Origin of the sequence: Succinivibrio dextrinosolvens DSM 3072, assembly GCF_900167015.1 — a bacterium.
GTDB classification, from domain to species: Bacteria; Pseudomonadota; Gammaproteobacteria; order Enterobacterales; family Succinivibrionaceae; genus Succinivibrio; species Succinivibrio dextrinosolvens.
Genome location: NZ_FUXX01000001.1, coordinates 88358 through 107460 on the forward strand (window position 1 = coordinate 88358; position 19103 = coordinate 107460).

A 19103-nucleotide genomic window follows, 5' to 3' on the forward strand; every position below is an offset into this window, starting at 1 on the left:
AAATTAGATTACACGTAGATTTGTTTTAACAGGATTTTAAAGAGGCAAGGCTTTATATATGGATAAAGCTCAGTTTGAAAGAAGATTTTCAAAAGTGAGTTCCTTTAATAGAGGCCGTTTTGCTATTGCCCGACAGATCATGACTAAAAATGTCAATGAAGTTCTGGATCTTGTTCCTATCCTTATTAACTACAACCACCCCGCAATTCCCGGCTACAGAGAAAACGGCGTTCCTTATGGAATCGACATGTTTACTCCTAATGATTTTCAGCGCAGTTACCTCAGACAGAGAGGCATCGACCCGGATGCACCTTCATCTTCGTTCTGGCCTGTATATGCTCTTTATGCCATGGGAAGTACCTCATCAATAGCTCAGGGCCAGAAATCTGACCTTGATATCTGGGTTTGTGTAAGCAAGGATCTTCCTCATTTTGAGATGAATCTTCTGGCCGAAAAGTGCAAGTTCATCTCCTCATTCTGTAAGGCTCTAGGTGCTGATGTTAACCTCTTTGTAACTGCAGAGAACCGTTTTATCAGCGGCGAACACGGTACCATGGATACAGAGGACTGCGGTTCTGCCCAGTCTCTTTTCCTTCTGGATGAGTTCTACAGATCATCCTTCAGAATCTGCGGTCGCTATATTGTCTGGTACATGATTTCTCTTGAGGATGAGCTTCGCGATTATGCCGGTGAGGCCGAGAAATTCTACGAACTTGATTTTCTGATTAAGGATCAGTGGTTTGATTTTGGATCGGTAGCTAAATGCTCTCCTGTGGAGTATTTCGGTTCTGGAATGTGGCTTGTATATAAAGGTATCGATCATCCTTTCAAGGCGGTTTTAAAGATCCTGCTGATGGAAGCCTATGCCTCTGAATATACTAATACCATGCTCTTATCAATGGAGCTTAAATCCTCCATTATCAGCAGCCGAAGTTTCGGCTTAGGGCATGATTCCTATTACATCCTTTATAAAAAGGTTTCAAAGTATCTATCAAAGATCAATGATATAGAACGTCTGAATCTGGTAAGAAGATGCTTCTACCTGAAGCTTCTTGAGGCTGTTGATGGGCAGCAGAAGAGTACTTTTTTAACCAGGAGAAAGACACTTCTTCGAAGAGTGGCAGCTCTCTGGAACTGGTCTCGCAACTATATAGATGATATTTCCTCGAAAAAGAACTGGAATGTAAGCTCTTTAAGACTTATTCAGACTCAGCTTCAGGAATCTCTGCTGAAAAGTTATAAGGCTCTGCTGCGATTCTCTGTAACACACGGAATCGAATATGCAATTACATCCGATGATGCAGGTGTTCTTTCAAGAAAAATCTATGCTTCCATCGACAAGTATCCAGGCAAAATCATGCAGATTTACAAGGAAGCGAGCTCCTTTATGGAAGAGGAGACTCTGACTTTAGTTCTTCCTTCGCCTAATACTGTCTGCCGTCATGGCTGGCATGTGTACCCATGTGACCGTAACAGTCTTGATCTGCTTTCCACAAAAGTTGTATACATTGCCCCAAGAGCTGTTGAGATGGTGGCATGGCTAACTGTAAATAACGTGCTTTCAAACCGTACCAAGGTTTACGTATGCGGTAGCAACTCAACAGTTGATTTCAAGAAAATCAAGAGACTTTCTGACGATATCAAGAGATTCTTTTTCTCTAAGACAATTCATGTAAGAGAGGATGATTTAAGGCAGGCCCGCAACATTGTTAAGTCAATGATTGTGATTAACTTTGAAAATGACTTTACCAGAAAGTTTATGATTTCAAATTCAGACCTTGAACTTGGTGATACTCTGTCATGCGGACGACAGAAAATGTGTCTGGTGGGCTCTATTGATGTTATCTCGTTAAATTCATGGGGCGAGATTACCTCTCATTCATATTCTGACGGTGAGCTTGGCGTGGTTGAGCTTTTAGCTTCAATTCTTCGTGGAAGTTCAATTACAGACTCTCATCGAGACATGATTGATTTTGATAACAGAGTTAAGGTCTGCAGCTATTCTTCAGAGCATGGTGATTTAATCAGATACGATCTTGAATCAACCATCAAGGGAATTTTAGGCTGCTTTAGCGATTACGAGTCAACCTATGTGTTCAATGTGTCTCACAACACTTACGAGGCTCGCGTAAGTGACAATAAGAATGATGTTTCCATTATCAGAAGAAGTATGTTCCGTGCATCTGATGATGACGTTACTATTCTGTCACGTTTTGGCATGAGACCTGAGTATGCGCTCCAGGTTCCTGCATCCGTTGAGCATCATGCAACTTTAGGCATTATGCAGTATTTCTTTGCCAGAGAGGACGAAGGCTGGAAGATCTATATTGTAAACGAGCGAAATGAAGTAAAGATCTTCTATGGTTTCAATGGATCACGTGCATCTCTGGTAAATTCAATCAACAGATATTACACCGCTCTGTCGGATGCAAATTCAACCAAATCAACTCTGAATTTCAATCTTCCACAGTATTTTGTACTTGGAAATGATCAAAAATCGATCCATCCGTTCACAATTTCCAATAAATAGTGCCAAATTGGATCATTTTGGATATACTTTCATTGAAAGTATGAAAGATTTTTCATAACTAAGAAATAAATAGGTTAATCAAATTGAATAAAATTTTTGTATTACTGTCACTAACCGTTGCTACATTATTCTTATATGGCTGTGGTATAAAAGGCCCTCTCTATATAGAAAAAGATCCAGTAACCAATACTCAGGCCCAAAAGGCAGATCAGCAACAGCCTGGAACTCAAGGCGAGAATGGTAATAGTAGTGAGTCTGAAGCTGCTGATAGTCAGCCTGTACTCTATTAAAATTCTAAATGGTTGTTAACCTGTCTGTATCCTCCGATACGCTTGATAGACTAATGGATTTGGAAAATGGATTTTTTTGGCTTTAAAGATTCAGATTTATATGCGGAATCTGTGAAAATTTCTGATATTGCATCTCAGTACGGTACTCCTTTATATGTATACTCAAAAGCTACCTTAACTAAACATGTACAGGCTTTTGAAGCTGCTCTGAAAAGTCGGAAACATCTTGTCTGCTTTGCTGTAAAAGCCTGTTCAAATCTAGCAGTCCTGAATCTGATGGCAAAGCTGGGCGCAGGATTTGATATTGTGTCCGAAGGTGAGCTTCGCCGTGTTATCGCTGCAGGCGGTGATCCTTCAAAGGTCGTATTCTCAGGAGTTGGTAAGAGTGAGTCTGAAATCGAATTCGCTCTTTCTCAGAAGATCAACTGTCTGAATATTGAATCACCTGAAGAGATTGATACTGTAATCAAGGTAGCCAAGAGACTGAATGTTGTGGCTCCTGTTGCTCTTAGAGTAAATCCAGGCGTTGATGCCAAGACTCATCCTTCAATCTCAACCGGACTTAAGAACAACAAGTTTGGTGTCAGCGAGGAGCTGGCATTTGATTTATACAAGAGAATGGCATCAGAGCCTTGTCTTAAGGTTTCAGGCATTGACTGCCATATCGGTTCACAGATGACTTCTGTTGAGCCTATAATTGAGGCTTCAGAAAAACTTATAACCTTATATAATAAGCTATTATCTGCAGGTATTAAGGTTGATCACATTGATGTCGGCGGTGGTCTTGGTGTTATCTATGATAACGAGACTCCTCCAAGCCCAGAGGAATATGTTGCTCCTATTCTGAAGAAACTTGAGGGACTTGATGTTGCTCTGTATGTTGAGCCTGGACGCGCCATGGTAGCCAATGCAGCAGTGCTTCTGGCAAAGGTTCTCTATCAGAAAGACAACGGCGATAAGCATTTTGTGATAACAGATACTGCAATGAATGATATGATACGTCCTGCATTATATGGCGCAAAAATGACCATTATTAATGCTTATAAGCATGCTGATGTTCCTGCTGTGAAGTCAGATGTTGTAGGACCTATCTGTGAAAGCGATGATTTCCTTGGTAAAGATCGTTCACTTAGTGTAAAAAATGGCGATATCTTGGTTGTAAGAGGTGCCGGAGCCTACGGTTCCTCAATGGCATCGACCTATAACACACGCCGTCTGTGTGCGGAAGTTATGGTTGATGGCGATAAGACTGCTCTTATCAAGAAGAGACAGTCCTTCGAAGATATCTGGAAGGATGAAATTATTCCAGAATAAAGGATTAACATGATTTTTAAATTTTCCAAAATGCAGTGCTGCGGCAACGACTTCATGTTCGTTGACGGCATAACTCAGAAGGCTTTTTTCTCTCCTGAACTTATCAGGAAGCTCGCTGACAGACATTTTGGAATTGGTTTTGATCAGTTGATTCTTGTTGAACCTCCATTTGATCCTGAGGTTGATTTTCACTTCAGGATCTTCAATTCTGACGGTACCGAAGTTCAGATAGGTGCAAATGCAGCTGCCTGCTTCATTAACTTCGTTATCGAACATAAACTTACTGCCAAAAACGATCTTCAGGTAAGCTCTGCCTCAAGACTGCTGCAGGTTAAGCTCAACGATAATGGTTCTGTGTGTGTAAATGCGGGAGCTCCTTCCTTTGCTCCTGAGGATATTCCATATGCCTCACTGCATACTTCACAGTCCTATCCTTTTACCTTTGCTGACGGACAGGAACTGTCACACAGTGTTGTCTCCATGGGCAACCCTCATGCTGTATTCTTTGTTGATGATCTGAACTCAATTCCTCTTGAGAAGTACGGAAAAGAGGTTGAATCATCCGAGAAGTTCCCTGAAAAGGTTAATGTTACCTTTGCAAAGATTGAGAATGAGCACGAGATTTCTCTTAAGATCTTTGAACGTGGATGCGGTGTAACTCTGGCCAACGGAACCTGTGCCTGTGCTGCCTGTGTCAGCGGTATTACCTCAGGAAAGCTTGTCTCTCCTGTGAAGGTTAAGATGCCTGGAGGAGAGGCCAAGGTTGAATGGAACGGCGGCAGGGAATCAGTTCTGCTGACTGTTTCCTCAATCTCTCGTGTCTTTGACGGCACTTTTGTTGTGTAACTTGACCTAATTCCTAGTATTTTTTCGATTTTTGTTTAAAAATAACAGAAAAAAGCTCATTTTTATTCAATTTTTAGGTATTTTTATAAAAAAAGCTGATTTTTGCTTATGCTGAAAGATCTGATTGACAGGTATCTGGACAAGCTGCGTTTTGAGAAACGTTCAAGTCCTCATACTATTTCCTCCTACCAGAGGGTTCTTCTAAAGGCTCTGGATGTTTTAGAGAGGGAATTCTCTGAGATAAGAGAATGGAAGAATGTCAAACTTGATCAGATGCGTGTTATCCAGAGAGAGTTTAATTTTGACGGGGATTTAAACAAGCTTAATAATAACTCTGTCGCGCATGATCTCTACGCTTTAAGCTCCTTTTTCAGATATCTCGTCTCCATAGATGAAATACCGGATAATCCGTTTTCTCTGGTTAAAGCTCCAAAAATAAAAAGACATCTTCCAAAGATTCTTTCCATGTCAGAGATTGATGCAATTCTGTCAGTTAATCCTGATACCATCTACGAAACCCGTGATCTGGCTATTGTTGAACTTCTGTTCTCATCAGGACTCCGTGTTTCTGAACTTGTGGGGCTGGATCTTGATGATTATGACGAGTTTGTCCGCGAGGTTATGGTTCTTGGTAAGGGAAACAAGCAGAGAGTTGTGCCTGTAAATGACAGTGCAATTGAGCGAATCAACGGTTATCTTGAAATCAGAGATAGCTTTAATCCTCAGGAAAATGCTCTTTTTTTAAACCGTTTCGGACGCAGACTGACCACTCGTGCGGTGCAGCAGAATCTTTTAAAGCTCTGTGATAAGGCCTGCGTTACCACTCATTTAAATCCTCATAAGTTAAGGCATTCCTTTGCCACTGTCCTACTGCAGGGCGGGGCAGATCTTCGTTCGGTTCAGGAGATGCTTGGTCACTCGTCTCTTGCCGCAACACAGATTTATACTCATCTGGATTTTGAACATTTAAAAGACGTATATAATAAGGCTCATCCATTAGCCTCCAGGAAGAAAAATTGAAATTCTTTAAACAGATTGATCTAAGTAAGATTAAAGTCCTTTCCTTTGATTTAGATAATACGATTTATGACTGTGAAACAGTTTTAAGAAAGGCTGAGGCCTGGTTTACCCAGTATCTGTGTGATACATACGGATTAGGTGGAGCCTGCCTTAAATATGATTTCTGGGCTCAGATTAAATCTGAGGTCCTGCATGATAATCCAGAGCTCGCTGATGATGTGACTCTTCTTAGAGAGGTAAGTCTGGTAGAGGCATTCAGACGTCTTAAGATCCCTTTAGAGAACGGCCTTGCTGATGCTAAGAAGCTGGTTGATCTTTTTGTTGAACACCGTTCATCCGGATTTGTTCATCAGGATATATATGATATGCTATCTGCCCTTAAGCAGAAATATCCAATGGTTGCGATTTCAAACGGTAACCTTAAGCCATCCAAGATTATGGTGGACGGATATTTCGAGCGCGATTTCCGTCCCGCTGTAGGAGGTTTGCGCAGAAAGCCATTTGCAGATATGTTTATTGAATGCGCAAAATTTAAAAATGTTAAAATAGACGAAATCCTGCATATTGGAGATGATCCTTTCACCGATGTATACGGTGCCGTTCAGGCTGGATGCAAATGTGCATGGGTATACAAGGGCTATACCGGAATTTCTCCTGATGAAAAGAATCTGAAGGTTCTGCCTGATATTCTTTTAGATAATGTACTTGAACTGAAAACTTTACTGTAAAAATGCAAGACAATTCACTTTACGATATGGAAAACAGTCTATTAGAGGATGCTCTTGATGCCGATCCTCAGGCTGACAGAATTCTTGAAGGCTTAAATGAGTCTCAGCACGAAGCTGTCTCATCAGAACTTCGCAACATGCTGATTATTGCCGGTGCAGGTACCGGTAAGACTCGTGTTCTGGTTTCAAGAATCGCCTGGCTGATCAAGCACTTCCATATTGCGCCACGCAATATTATGGCGGTTACCTTTACCAATAAGGCAGCAACCGAGATGCGTGAAAGACTTGCTCTTATGGTTGGTAATTCTGTTCAGATGTCCTTATGGGCTAATACCTTCCATTCCATCTGTTTAAGACTTTTAAGAGCATATGCCTCTTATGCAGGGCTAATTCCCGGCTTTACCATTTTAGATACTGATAGTCAGGTATCCCTGGTTAAGCGTCTGATGAAGGACATGAACATCGACACCAAGGAATTTAAGCCATCTGATATTGCTTCAAATATCTCAAAACAGAAGGAAAACGGAATTCGTGCGCTTGCCTTCAGCAAAATGATCAGCGCCAAATCACCTGATTATGTAAAAGTTACAAGTCAGGTTTACAACGTATATGAAAGAGTTTGCAATCAGGAAAATTCAGTTGATTTCAGTGAGCTGCTTTTAAGAACTGTTGAGCTTCTTGAGAATAATCAGGAAATCAGAGAGCTTCAGCATCGAAGATTCAAAGAGATTCTGGTTGATGAGTTTCAGGATACCAATGCAATTCAGTACCGTTTTCTAAGACTGATAGCCGGTCCTGATTCTCATGTGCTGGTGGTAGGTGACGATGATCAGTCAATCTACGGCTGGCGTGGTGCTGATGTAAGCAACATGAGAAAGTTTTTAAAGGACTTCAGCAATGTTAAGGAAGTTCTTCTGGCTTTAAACTATCGTTCAACTCAGAAGATTCTTGATGTTGCAAATACCATCATTGGCTTTAACAGTGACCGTCTGATGGAGAAGGTTTTAAAGGGTAACTTCGGTGAAGGCGAAAAGGTCAGAATTTTAAACTGTGCCAATAACAAAACCGAATCAAGTGCTGTCTCAGAGCGTATCGCTTCACTGCATGAATCAGGTGTCGCATACAGAGATATTGCTATTCTGTACCGTAACAACTATCTTTCACTGGATTTTGAGCAGACTCTTTTAAGAAAACATATTCCGTTTGTTATCTACGGCGGTCAGAAGTTCTTCGAGCGTGCCGAAATCCTTGATGCCATTGCCTATATGCGCATTCTGGTAAATGAGGATGATGACACAGCCTTGCTTAGAATCATCAATACTCCTTCAAGAAAGATTGGTCCAAAGGTCGTAGATGGACTTCGAACCATTGCCAACGAGAGAAACTGCTCTCTGATTAAGGCAATGCGTCTGCTTGAGGCTCATGTTCATTCTGATAATGTTGATAAGACTTTAGCTTCTCTGTACAAAAAGGTTGCTGTTTTCTGCGATCTTTTAAAGGTTCTCAAAGAGAAAAAGGAATCTCTTTCTCTTTCAGCTTTTGCTGATGAAATGCTGAGAATAACCGGACTTTATCAGTTCTATCAGGAGAAGGATTTTAAGGAAGGCAAGGATAACGAGGAGCATTCTCGTTACGCTAACCTTGGTATGCTGATTTCAAATATCAAGGAATTTGAGTCCAACAGCACTGCACCAGCAGTCTCAGATGAATCTGCTCCTGAGAGTACAGCGGATTCTGATGAGAAGAAAGAGGAAGATCCTCTTTTAACCTATCTTTCCAATATTACACTGGTCTCAACCGGTGAGCTTAATGAGGATGGAGAAACTGCAAGCGGTACTGATGCAGTTAACCTTATGACCATGCACTCATCCAAGGGCCTTGAGTTTAAGTATGTATTCCTGGTTGGTTTTGAGAAGGATATTCTGCCATCAAGAATGTGTGCATTCTCTGACAAATCACTTGCCGAGGAGAGACGTCTTGCCTATGTAGGCGTTACCCGTGCCAAGACTGCCTTATATATAAGCTATTCTCAGAATAGAAGTCTGTTTGGTAAGGTTGAGGCTACCGGTGCAAGTTCATTTTTAAGAGAGCTTGTTCGTGAGTACAAAGGCAAGCACGATGTGCCTTTAACCATCGAATCAATTAGCTCTGCCTCATATTATTAAGATTGCTGGAATCTTTTCTGCTACTCGTGTATTTCGAGTGGCAGATTGTCAGGATCACGGAAAAAAGTCATTTTCTTGTGGGTAAAGGTATCTTCTCTTACTGGCTCAGTTTCAATTCCAAGTCGGTTTAACTCCTTTACTGTCTCTTCCACACTCTCAACCCTGAATGCCAGATGACGAAGGCCTGCGTTCTCAGGTCCGCTGCATCTTTTAGGCGCATCTTCCTTAATGAAGAGTTCAATTTCTATATCACCGCAGGCAAGATCAATCTTCCAGTCGTTTCTGTCTTCACGATGATTTTCTCTTATAACCTTAAAGCCAAGCAGATCAACATAGAAATGTCTGGATTTTCGGTAGTCTGTACCGATAATGGCTATGTGATGGACTGCGTTGAAATTCATTGAATAATCCTGTGTTGTTCTTTCAGAGTAAAAGGCAAACAAAAAAGGTAACTTCAAGCGAGGTTACCTCTTTAGAATATCTTATTTTTAAAAGAAGGTCATAGACTCTATCCGATAGAATTTGTCACTTTGCGTATTTCTTATCAAAGGCTCTTGCCTTTTCATACAGAGATTTTATCTGAGGATTATTCTTAAGTACGTCCTCGTAGATTGGTTTTACCTTTTCCTGGAATTCATGGACATCAACATCAATGAAGGTTACTCCCATTTCCTTTGCCTTCTTTTTGGCGTCCTCTATACTTTTCTTCCATCTTCCGAACTCGACCTTCTGAGCCTCGATGGCGGCTTTTTTGAACATATCAAAGTCTTCTTCTGGAATAGAGTATAGGAACAGAGATGAGCCTACCAGCATATCAGGACACATCTGATGACGGTCGTAGGTATAGTATTTACAGAATTCTCCGTGTTTCTGATCTACAAGGGCCAGCTCATTGTTTTCTGCACCATCCACAATGTTGTTCTTTAAGGCCTTATAAACCTCACCGAAGCTGATAGTTATATCGTTAGCCCCGAAGTAGTACATAAGGTCCTTGTTGGTTTTGCCACTCTGAATTCTGAATCTCTTTCCTTCCAGATCCTTAACACTCTTAATCGGAGTCTTTGCATAGAAACTTCTGGTTCCTGCTGTAAAGGCTGCCAGAGGAGTAAATCCGTCCTTATCATTCTCTTCAGCCAGTTCTTCGATTATTGCAGGATCGGTTATGAACTTCTCATAGATTTCTTCAGATGAGAAAAGATAAGGTAATGAAAATACAGCATATTTCTTGTTGTGAGGCTCCAGATTAGCTGTAGAGATCGCCATGAACTGGATTGTTCCTGATTTAATCAGATCAATTACATCTTCATTTGAGCCGGATGCATTATTGGCGTAAATCTGAACCTCGTATCTGTCTCCTGCTTTTTTCTCAACATAGTCCTTAAATGCCAGAAATCCCTGATGGTCAGGATGACTTTCCTCATGGGTATGGGCAATAGCTACAACAGTCTTAGCCTGTACTGTACCTGCAGTACATAATATTAGTGCAGAAAGAATAACAAGAGATATATATCTTATAATCTTCATAAACATCACCAGAATAGTTTAATAAGGTAAACATACTAAAGTATAGGTCACGAATAATTGTTACATTGTGAAACGTATTTATAATTTGAATGATGTTCGATGAAGCAAACGGCATTTTTATCAAAAAAAATTGCAAACTTTGAAAAAAACTGTGTTATGATACGACCTATCGTTGAGTCCAACGAAATCACCTAGACCTATTTGTAACGGTCTAACATGGAAAAATCCTTTTAACTTAATAATTAAGAGATCCTTTCTGCATTCCCCATGCAGACCAATGATTGTAATTTTACTTATATGAATCTAACCGAATTAAAAAACACTCCTGTTGCTCAGCTCGTTCAGATGTGTGAGCAGAATGGAATCGAGAACGTTGCCCGCCTAAGTAAGAAAGAAATTATTTTCCAGCTTCTAAAAGCCTCATCAAAAAACGGTGAAGACATTTTCGGCGAAGGTGTAATTGAAATTCTTCCAGACGGATTTGGTTTCTTAAGAAGTGCTGATTCTTCATACCTAGCAGGTCCTGACGATATCTATGTATCTCCAAGTCAGGTCAGAAGATTCAACCTTAGAACAGGCGACTCAATTGCCGGTAAGATTAGACCTCCAAAAGATGGCGAAAAGTACTTCGCTTTATTGAAGGTAGATTCTGTAAACAATGACGATCCAGAAAATTCACGTCATAAGATTTTATTCGAGAACCTGACTCCTTTATTTGCTCAGGACAGAATGCAGCTTGAGCTTGGTAATGGTTCAAAGGAAGATTTAACTGCAAGAGTTATTGATCTTGTTGCTCCAGTTGGTAAAGGTCAGCGTGGTCTGATTGTTGCTCCTCCAAAAGCTGGTAAGACCATGCTTCTGCAGAATATTGCCCACTCTATTTCAACCAAGTTCCCTGAGTGTACTCTGATTGTGCTTCTGATCGACGAGCGTCCAGAAGAAGTTACCGAAATGCAGCGTAATGTTAAGGGTGAAGTTGTGGCTTCAACCTTCGATGAGCCTGCAGCACGTCACGTTCAGGTTGCTGAAATGGTTATCGAGAAGGCAAAGAGACTTGTTGAGCATAAGAATGACGTTGTTATTCTTATGGATTCTATCACCCGTCTTGCACGTGCCTACAACACTGTTATCCCTTCATCAGGCAAGGTTTTAACCGGTGGTGTTGACGCTAATGCTCTACAGAAGCCAAAGCGTCTGTTCGGTGCTGCACGTAACGTTGAGGAAGGCGGTTCTCTGACCATCATTGCAACAGCTCTGATTGACACCGGCTCAAAGATGGATGAAGTTATTTACGAGGAATTCAAGGGTACTGGTAATATGGAACTTCATCTGTCACGTAAGATTGCAGAGAAGCGTGTATATCCAGCAATCGATGTTACCCGTTCAGGTACAAGACGTGAAGAGCTTATTACTACTCCTGATGAGCTGCAGAAGATGTGGATCCTGAGAAAGTTCCTACATCCTATGGGCGAAATCGAGGCTATGGAGTTCTTAATTGATAAGCTGTCCATGACCAAGACCAACAATGATTTCTTTGATGTAATGAAGAGAGGCTAATCTCTTACCTTCATCAAAGACAATAAATCCCGTTCTACTAAATAGTATGAACGGGATTTTTAGTTTTAATCCTATCTGAATTGCAGAGTATTACTTACTCTGTTCTGCAATTGCCTTTCTTACAGCCTTAGCCAGGAAGTCAGACATTACATCGCCGTTGTGCTCAAGCATCTTAGGGAACATTGAAATAGGTGTTGCACCAGGGAAGGTGTTGATTTCATTGATCAGGATGCCGTCTTCTTTTGACAGGAAGAAGTCGATTCTTGACAGATCACGTAGCTTCAGACCAACGAAGGCACGACGTGCAAGATCCTGAATGGTTCTGATGTCTTCCTCGGACAGATTCTCAGGAGTTACGGTAGTAATGGTGCCTGAATCCTTTGAGTATTTCTCATCAAAGGTGTAGAACTTGTTGTCTGGAATGATGATTTCACCTGGACGTGACAGTTTCAGCTCGCCGTTGATTTCATAAGCGGCAACCTCAAGCTCGCGGTGAATGATGTTCTTCTCAAGAATAACCTCTGAGCTGAACTGGAATGCCTCGGCAATGCAGTCCCAGACATCATCACGCTTGGTTACATGGTAGCAGCCTACTGATGAACCCTGACTTGCAGCCTTTACGTAGATATCCTGATACTTGTCAAAGAAGGCTAGAGCCTCTTCCTTATACTTGTCATTCTTTAAAGGAATAATTGCATAAGGTGAATTTGGAATACCTAAAGCATCAAGATACAGCTTGGTGGTGATCTTGTTGAAGCAGTAACGGCTGGCCTCTGCCTTGCATCCAATATAAGGAATGTTGTGGATTTCAAGGAATGACTGAATATCACCGGTTTCACCTGGAATTCCATGAATACATGGAACAACGCAGTCTACTTTGATTTCTTTTCCATCTACAGAGAAAATGTTATCGCCAAGAAAAATACCGTTCTTATTATCGTCAACGATAAACTTGTGATTGTGAATTACTGCTTTGGTAACTGAAAATTCTGGAGTCTTTTTTAACTGTTCTTCAATGAATTTTGCGCTTAGAAGGGAAATGTCGTGCTCGGAGCCGTCTCCGCCACATAGTAAAAGAATGTTGGTACTCATTTTTATCCTAAATAATCTTAAATATGATTGAAAACATGATAGACACTCTAGGTTTTCCTTTCAAGATGTATTTTCGGATAATCTCGATTTATACGACCGCCTTTCAATAATTGATCATTTTTTCGAGCAATCTTTTATTTTGCCCTAATTAAGTCATAATCTATTCGTTGTAGTGTAACCTCATAAAAAAGTGAAAACTCAAAACGTATAATAAAGAATAAGGCCATGTTATGAAAGTCGATGTCAACAAACCGGTAGAAAATCCTGAATTATTAAAATTCCTCAATGAATTAGATAAAACCTCTGATGAGAACAAAAGAAATGACCTATTGGACAATATCGCCAGGGAATTTACTTTAAAATCAAATCTGCTTTCCATTGTTAAGGTTGATGATGATGCTATTGCTCAGAAGCAGGATGGACAGAAGTATTTCAAGCAGGACTCCACAATCTCCTTTGTTCAGTTCAAATCTGAAGATGATAAGGTATATTTCCCTGCATTTACTGACTGGAATGAACTTAGAAAGGGTGATTCCTACAAGAATGAGTATGTTAAGACTCTGATAATGTCCTTTGATGATTATTTTGCTCTGGTTAAAGATTCAGGCGCAGGTGTTGTCATCAACCCTTACAGCCATAATCTTGCATTTACAAATGGTAATCTTCAGTTCATGAAACAGCGTAAGGATATGCTGGAAAACGGTCATACCGAGGTAACTGCAAAGAAGGATACTCATGTTCTGATTGGCGATCCTAAGGAATACCCTGATCAGATGGTAAAGGCAATTACCGATTACTCAAAGACTGTTAAGGACATAAACGCCATCTGGCTTAAGCTTATGGTCCGTGATGAAGAGAAAAGCTATCTTCTGGTTGTAGATTTCAAAGGTGAAAAACAGAAGATTTTCTCAGGTATAGCGGATGCAGCAAGAGATTATCTGCCAAGCAACATGTACATTGACATGGTTCCTTATGACGGAGAGTTTGGACAGAGTGCCGCTAAAACAGGAAAGCCTTTTTACCAGAGAAAGCGCAGACTGTTCGGTCTTTTTCATATTAATAGCTAATTGTTTTCTTTTCACGAAAACGAGGGTAATTTCCTGATCTGTTGCAAAATTTCTGCGCAGAAATAACAGTCTGATAACAGAAAAGAAGTTGTGAAAATGGACAGTAGAAAAGGAGAAAGGGCTAAATAGAAAAGCTTCCTGTGAATATATCACTTAGGAAGCTTTCAAATCCTGTTCTCTTTAAACTGGAAGTATTAGATATTGTTCTCGATGAATGCCTTAAGCTCATTCTTTGGAAGAGCACCAATCTGGCGGTTAACGATATTTCCGTCCTTGAACAGCAGCATGTTAGGAATGCTCATTACTCCAAATTTGGCTGCGTATTCCTGATTCTGGTCAATATCAACCTTAACGAACTTAACGTTTTCCATCTCTTCTGCCAGCTCTTCAATGATAGGACCAACCATTTTGCATGGTCCACACCACTGAGCCCAGAAGTCAACAAAAACAGGCTTATCTGAATTTAATACTTCCTGTTCAAACTGGCTGTCTTCAATATGTAAAACTTTATCGCTCATAACAAATCTCCAAAAATACTATCTTTTTCTATATTATCATGAGAAATTTTCAGTAAATACAAATTGAAATTAAAAATCAGTTCTAGGCAGCAGTAATTTTTCTGATGATGTACTTAAGCATAACTCCATACACCGGTACGAAAATAATCATATTCGCTGCAAGCTTGACCATATAGTCGAAGGTTGCGATTTCCACCCAGTGTTCTGCCATGAATGCATCGTTGGTACCGCAGAAGGCAACAGCGAAGAATACATAGGTATCAATAAGATTACCAAAAATGGAGGAGGAGACAGGTGCAGGCCACCACAGCTTAAGCTCTCTTAATCTCTGGAATACCAGAATGTCGCACAGCTGACCCAGAATATAGGCTGACAGTGAGGCAATGGTAATTCTGAAGACAAAGTATGAGAACTGAGACAGATTTGTCAGTCCCTGGAAATCACCGTGTTCAAACAGAGTTCCAATCAGATAGGAAACAATCAGACCTGGAATAGTAGCCAGAAAAACAATCTTTCTTGCTCTAATTTTTCCAAAGATTCTGACAGTCAGATCTGTAGTAAGGAAGACGAAAGGATAGGTGAAGGTACCTACGGTTGTTACGATTCCAAATAGTTCTAAAGGAATCTGCACAGCGTAGTTACTGACAACAAGGATAATAATATGTGTAAACCAAAGCTTATAAAAAGGGAAAGAAAATTTGTCCATTTTGTATTTTCATTTCAGGATTAATTAAAAGAAAGAACCTAGCAGAACGCTAAGGTCCGCCGTAAAGTGAGCCTATTCTATTCCTTTTTATGATGTATTTCACATTATTTTTGCGTTATCCTGCAAAGATGTTGAAATTCCGAGGAATATAATCAGCCTGTGTATTCTAACTTCGACCTAATTTTCAAGGTCTATACTAAAAATTGTAGTTTGTTTTCTTGTAAGGATGAGTATGAAAGCTTTAAAAATATTAGTTCTTGCAGCTGCAGTATGCAGTTTTTCCTCTTTGGCCGCAGATAATGCTTCAACAAATGAGTCTTTAGGTGACAAGATGTCAGCAATCGGCTCAAATATTCAGAAGAAAGGTGCAAAGGTAGGAGAGAAAATCTCTGACGGTGCGGTTTATACCAAGGATAAGGTAGTTGATGGCTATGACTACACTAAAGACAAGGTTGTAGACGGGTATGACTGGACCAAGGATAAGGTTAAAAAAGGCGCAGACTATACCAAGGACAAGGCTGTAGACGGCTATGAGTGGTCCAAGGATAAGGTTCAGAAAGGCGCTGACTACACCAAGAAAAAATTCAATAACGGTGTCGATTACGTGAAGGATAAGACCTCAGATTAACAGTTTTCTTTTTCCACTCAATCTTCAATTAAATACTTCCGATATTCGGAAGTATTTCGTCAGAATCTAAGATTTCTCTTCAGTTTCCCCAAAAAATCTCTGAATTTCTAGCGATTTTTCAAAAAATCGCTCACTCCTGTCTTTTGTAAAAGTGAGCGATTGTTGTAGTGAATCATCTATGGTTGAATGATATTCTGATTAGGTAACTTCATATTTCCTTCCATTTCTACCTTCATGTTGGAATGAATCCTCATTTCACGCTGGATCTCTTTGCCAGCATTTAATATCTTATTATTCTGACCGTTATAAGCTCCAGTCTGATCCATGGCTTCTTGTACTCTGGTATCATCAAAATCATTTAGATTAAGCTTGCCAAGTCTGTCAAATTCACTTGGACTGATATAGTAGGAAAGTTTTTGTTTAATATATGATTGAGGATCTGATTCTATTACCTGTTCATTGACAATCAGCTGCTGAATATGATGTGTAGTCTCAATCGTAAGTCTAATCGCTCCGTCTTCATCTTTTATCAGAGTATATTCAGCATTTGCATCTCCTTGACCGTGAGGTGCTACAATATTAAAGGCTGGCTCAGCACCATTCTTGTCAAGCGCAACAGGAATACCTATAGTTAATGACTTTGCTGTTTCCTGTGACATCATTGCCAGAACCAGATTGACCTTCTGCCTTGTTTCCTTATCTAATCCACTGTATTTTGCAGAATTGTTGGATGTCACCAGCTGAGCAATCTCATCTCTGGCTGTTTCAAAGTCAGTGCTGAGTTTCTTGCCCCCAGGGAGGGTAACTGACATGCCGCGAATTAGGTCTTTATAGCATGATGTATCTTCGATATTGCCATTGCCCAGTCGCTTTGCATCGGTAAGAATGGCCAGATTCATAGTTGTCCCGACTTCTCTTATTACTGCATTATTGAATGATGTATCAGGGACAAAGCTTTTGTTTTCTGTATTGTCATAGGTTTCTGATTTCAGCTTATCCTTAATAAGCTGCTTCATTGATTCTGGAAACTCTCCTTTAAAGTTATCATTAATATAAGAGTCTGTCTGTTCTGAAATATATTCATCTGTCCAATCAAGCAGGCTGTCATATACAGGCCCAAGCTTATCCTCCTGAATTAAGATAGGCCCTTCATAATTCATGGTATGAATATCATTGGTGTTGGACAAAAACTCCAGGTTTTCAATAAGAATATTGTTTGTATTTGCCATATCAAAAGCAAGGGTAGTTACAGTTCCCTGTTTATTTCTTCCCAATTGATTGGTGTATCCGTCATCATCATATAATTCATTGTACATATTCTGAATTTTTGCAAAATTCAGACTCTCAAATACTGTTTTTAGGTTAACACGTTCTTCTGGAGTCATTCTTAAAAGCACAATACTCTGAAATAGAATTTTTGAAGCCTTTAAAGAGTTTCTATCTTCCTGAACTGCCTGGATTTCCTCTGCAGTTCCGGAGGACTTCATGGCTTTTGACAAGCTTTTGTATAAAGAGAATAATGCCTTATGCATCTCTTCTGGGGAGGATGTGGCTTTTAAGTTTTTTAACGGTCCAAGATCTAAATCCTTGGCCTTATTATAAAATTTGGTGATAAAGCCAGGAGGAAATGCCTTTCCTTCTGTATAGCCAAGAATTCTGATACCAGTTTTTCTAAATCCATGCAGATTCTGTCCAATGGCATTATATTCATCAGCATTTGAAAAAATAGCATCGATTCTTTTTTTAACTGAATCTAAAGAACGCAGTTTATTTGCTCCATTGAGGAGGATACTTTTGCAGGATTTCATTATGATATCAGCAGCACCTTTATTCTCCTTTGTCTTGGAAATAACATAATCGATAATCTCATTTGTTCTCTTGTCATTTAAATCGATATCATCTCCTATCTTCGAGAGAATATATTCTCTCTTTGCTTCGTCTATCCCTTTGAACTGATCTACACTGACATTCAGTAGATTTCCTTCATCATCAAAAAGTTTACCTTTTATGTAATCGAGATAATAATTGTTGAGCTTATTTTCAGGAAGCTTAGACTCCTTGATTTCCCTGATGGTATCAACAAACTGTTTAATAAACTTCTCAATTTTCTGGGTATAGGTCTCTTTGTCGAAAACTTCTTTACCTGCTTCATTCTTTTTAGGTAAATCTTCTTCTTTTATCTGTGAAATCGATTTTTGCAGCAAATCCTGCATGCTATAGGCTGATCTTTTTTCCAGCAGCCCTTCCTTTAGCAGAGAATCAACTGCATTTTCTATTATGTTTCCTTCAATCTTTTTTGCCTGAGCTTTGTCAATACTATCTGAGTTTGCAGTTTTAAATTTTTCAATAATCCTGTTCAGATCTGAACCTTTAAGATTTTTTGTGGTATCCAGCTTTGCAAAATCCTCATTAAGAGAATCTCCTTTTGCATAAGTAACGGTATCAAGCAGGTTGCTTTTAATTACGCTTACAAGATTTCTAACCTGCTGTCTGGCTTCACCAATATTCGCCCAGCATTTGAATTTCTGCCAGAGTCCGGCTTTCTTGATTTCACCGTCAGATGATAAATAATATGATTGATTGTTTTGTAAATTATCAATTGATATATTCACATTCGTGTTCATGTTAGATACCTCAGACTAATATCATCGTTAAACAGGAAGGACATCCATTAAACTAGAAGCTACAGAGCTCTTTGCAGAATCCCGTGTCCCCAGATCTTCATCACCCTTAGAGATAGAATAAACATCCTTAAGCACATCCCTTATGAAAACAGCCTTATCGGAGAATTCTGAAAGAATTTTCATTAGTTTTTTACCATCCAGCTGTTCAATAGGAATAATTCTTGAAAGGATTAAAGCGCCTTCAGAGATACCAATGAAGTTTCCGCCAGTTCCTTCACCATTGAATGATAGAGAAAGAGCCTTATACAAAACTTCTTTTGAAAAAACTGGTATTTTTTCAGGATCTGAAAGAGGACAGAACATTACTATATCGTCTGCTGCCTGACGGTACTGCAAAACGATAAGCAAATCTTCAAACTCAAAGGCACATGAGTTATCACTCTCGATTTTGACTTCAAGATTTGTTTCTTCCGAAAAATCTTTCATGATATTCT

Annotated in this window: 17 protein-coding genes; 10 read left to right on the top strand and 7 right to left on the bottom strand. The window is 39.8% G+C overall.

The annotated features are described in order from the left end of the window. Positions 1-58: 58 nt before the first annotated feature. From B5D46_RS00350 to B5D46_RS00380, 7 genes are all read left to right on the top strand, one after another. The gene (locus B5D46_RS00350; protein WP_078927743.1) at positions 59-2530 is read left to right on the top strand and encodes a class I adenylate cyclase; all 2472 of its coding nucleotides are present in this window, start codon (positions 59-61) and stop codon (positions 2528-2530) included. An 83-nt stretch (positions 2531-2613) separates the two neighbouring features. Then, on the top strand, positions 2614-2820 hold the full coding sequence (gene lptM / locus B5D46_RS00355) for an LPS translocon maturation chaperone LptM (protein ID WP_031490627.1): 207 nt from the start codon (positions 2614-2616) through the stop codon (positions 2818-2820). Positions 2821-2886: 66 nt separating this feature from the next. Continuing rightward, positions 2887-4134, top strand: a complete 1248-nt coding sequence (lysA, locus tag B5D46_RS00360) for a diaminopimelate decarboxylase (protein WP_078927744.1) — start codon at positions 2887-2889, stop codon at positions 4132-4134. A gap of 9 nt (positions 4135-4143) precedes the next feature. Next, the gene (dapF, locus tag B5D46_RS00365) at positions 4144-4980 is read left to right on the top strand and encodes a diaminopimelate epimerase (RefSeq protein WP_078927745.1); all 837 of its coding nucleotides are present in this window, start codon (positions 4144-4146) and stop codon (positions 4978-4980) included. Between the two features lie 108 nt (positions 4981-5088). Beyond that, positions 5089-6000 carry a tyrosine recombinase XerC gene (locus B5D46_RS00370; RefSeq protein WP_078927746.1) on the top strand — a complete coding sequence of 304 codons (912 nt, stop codon included), beginning with the start codon at positions 5089-5091 and terminating at the stop codon, positions 5998-6000. Further along, on the top strand, positions 5997-6728 hold the full coding sequence (locus B5D46_RS00375; protein ID WP_031490621.1) for an HAD-IA family hydrolase: 732 nt from the start codon (positions 5997-5999) through the stop codon (positions 6726-6728). Before B5D46_RS00370 ends, B5D46_RS00375 begins: the two co-directional genes overlap by 4 nt. A gap of 2 nt (positions 6729-6730) precedes the next feature. Continuing rightward, positions 6731-8893, top strand: coding sequence for an ATP-dependent helicase (locus B5D46_RS00380; protein ID WP_078927748.1), 2163 nt, complete (start codon positions 6731-6733; stop codon positions 8891-8893). A 20-nt stretch (positions 8894-8913) separates the two neighbouring features. Here the strand turns inward: B5D46_RS00380 and gloA2 are convergent, their stop codons facing one another. Together gloA2 and dctP are read right to left on the bottom strand one after the other, a co-directional pair. Continuing rightward, the gene (gloA2, locus tag B5D46_RS00385; RefSeq protein WP_078927749.1) at positions 8914-9294 is read right to left on the bottom strand and encodes an SMU1112c/YaeR family gloxylase I-like metalloprotein; all 381 of its coding nucleotides are present in this window, start codon (positions 9292-9294) and stop codon (positions 8914-8916) included. Positions 9295-9418: 124 nt separating this feature from the next. Further along, a complete protein-coding gene (gene dctP / locus B5D46_RS00390) occupies positions 9419-10417 on the bottom strand; it encodes a TRAP transporter substrate-binding protein DctP (protein WP_078927750.1) in 999 nt (332 codons plus the stop codon). Between the two features lie 297 nt (positions 10418-10714). On the opposite strand from dctP, the gene rho reads away from it, so the two are divergent. Next, positions 10715-11974 carry a transcription termination factor Rho gene (gene rho, locus B5D46_RS00395; RefSeq protein WP_031490616.1) on the top strand — a complete coding sequence of 420 codons (1260 nt, stop codon included), beginning with the start codon at positions 10715-10717 and terminating at the stop codon, positions 11972-11974. Positions 11975-12064: 90 nt separating this feature from the next. Here rho and B5D46_RS00400 read toward each other — a convergent pair whose 3' ends face one another. Beyond that, the gene (locus tag B5D46_RS00400; protein ID WP_078927751.1) at positions 12065-13066 is read right to left on the bottom strand and encodes a D-alanine--D-alanine ligase; all 1002 of its coding nucleotides are present in this window, start codon (positions 13064-13066) and stop codon (positions 12065-12067) included. Between the two features lie 230 nt (positions 13067-13296). Between B5D46_RS00400 and B5D46_RS00405 the strand changes: the two genes are divergently transcribed. Further along, the gene (locus B5D46_RS00405) at positions 13297-14133 is read left to right on the top strand and encodes an enhanced serine sensitivity protein SseB (RefSeq protein WP_078927752.1); all 837 of its coding nucleotides are present in this window, start codon (positions 13297-13299) and stop codon (positions 14131-14133) included. A gap of 194 nt (positions 14134-14327) precedes the next feature. On the opposite strand, the gene trxA is transcribed toward B5D46_RS00405, so the two are convergent. Continuing rightward, a complete protein-coding gene (gene trxA / locus B5D46_RS00410) occupies positions 14328-14651 on the bottom strand; it encodes a thioredoxin (protein WP_031490608.1) in 324 nt (107 codons plus the stop codon). Positions 14652-14733: 82 nt separating this feature from the next. Then, positions 14734-15357: a 7-cyano-7-deazaguanine/7-aminomethyl-7-deazaguanine transporter gene (locus B5D46_RS00415; protein ID WP_078927753.1), complete on the bottom strand. Its 624-nt coding sequence runs from the start codon at positions 15355-15357 to the stop codon at positions 14734-14736. Positions 15358-15589: 232 nt separating this feature from the next. On the opposite strand from B5D46_RS00415, the gene B5D46_RS00420 reads away from it, so the two are divergent. Beyond that, positions 15590-15985, top strand: a complete 396-nt coding sequence (locus B5D46_RS00420) for a YtxH domain-containing protein (protein WP_078927754.1) — start codon at positions 15590-15592, stop codon at positions 15983-15985. Positions 15986-16161: 176 nt separating this feature from the next. On the opposite strand, the gene B5D46_RS00425 is transcribed toward B5D46_RS00420, so the two are convergent. Further along, entirely contained in the window at positions 16162-18609 is a 2448-nt protein-coding gene (locus tag B5D46_RS00425; protein ID WP_078927755.1) for a hypothetical protein, read from the bottom strand. A gap of 27 nt (positions 18610-18636) precedes the next feature. After that, entirely contained in the window at positions 18637-19095 is a 459-nt protein-coding gene (locus tag B5D46_RS00430) for a type III secretion system chaperone (protein WP_159442978.1), read from the bottom strand. Positions 19096-19103: the final 8 nt, after the last annotated feature.

What these genes read in the sequence shown, in the direction of transcription:
- B5D46_RS00350 (WP_078927743.1), top strand. Translation starts at nt 59, where the DNA reads ATGGATAAAGCTCAGTTTGAAAGAAGATTTTCAAAAGTGAGTTCCTTT.
- lysA (WP_078927744.1), top strand. Translation starts at nt 2,887, where the DNA reads ATGGATTTTTTTGGCTTTAAAGATTCAGATTTATATGCGGAATCTGTG.
- dapF (WP_078927745.1), top strand. Translation starts at nt 4,144, where the DNA reads ATGATTTTTAAATTTTCCAAAATGCAGTGCTGCGGCAACGACTTCATG.
- B5D46_RS00370 (WP_078927746.1), top strand. Translation starts at nt 5,089, where the DNA reads ATGCTGAAAGATCTGATTGACAGGTATCTGGACAAGCTGCGTTTTGAG.
- B5D46_RS00380 (WP_078927748.1), top strand. Translation starts at nt 6,731, where the DNA reads ATGCAAGACAATTCACTTTACGATATGGAAAACAGTCTATTAGAGGAT.
- gloA2 (WP_078927749.1), bottom strand. Translation starts at nt 9,294, where the DNA reads ATGAATTTCAACGCAGTCCATCACATAGCCATTATCGGTACAGACTAC.
- dctP (WP_078927750.1), bottom strand. Translation starts at nt 10,417, where the DNA reads ATGAAGATTATAAGATATATATCTCTTGTTATTCTTTCTGCACTAATA.
- rho (WP_031490616.1), top strand. Translation starts at nt 10,715, where the DNA reads ATGAATCTAACCGAATTAAAAAACACTCCTGTTGCTCAGCTCGTTCAG.
- B5D46_RS00400 (WP_078927751.1), bottom strand. Translation starts at nt 13,066, where the DNA reads ATGAGTACCAACATTCTTTTACTATGTGGCGGAGACGGCTCCGAGCAC.
- B5D46_RS00405 (WP_078927752.1), top strand. Translation starts at nt 13,297, where the DNA reads ATGAAAGTCGATGTCAACAAACCGGTAGAAAATCCTGAATTATTAAAA.
- trxA (WP_031490608.1), bottom strand. Translation starts at nt 14,651, where the DNA reads ATGAGCGATAAAGTTTTACATATTGAAGACAGCCAGTTTGAACAGGAA.
- B5D46_RS00415 (WP_078927753.1), bottom strand. Translation starts at nt 15,357, where the DNA reads ATGGACAAATTTTCTTTCCCTTTTTATAAGCTTTGGTTTACACATATT.
- B5D46_RS00420 (WP_078927754.1), top strand. Translation starts at nt 15,590, where the DNA reads ATGAAAGCTTTAAAAATATTAGTTCTTGCAGCTGCAGTATGCAGTTTT.
- B5D46_RS00425 (WP_078927755.1), bottom strand. Translation starts at nt 18,609, where the DNA reads ATGAACACGAATGTGAATATATCAATTGATAATTTACAAAACAATCAA.
- B5D46_RS00430 (WP_159442978.1), bottom strand. Translation starts at nt 19,095, where the DNA reads ATGAAAGATTTTTCGGAAGAAACAAATCTTGAAGTCAAAATCGAGAGT.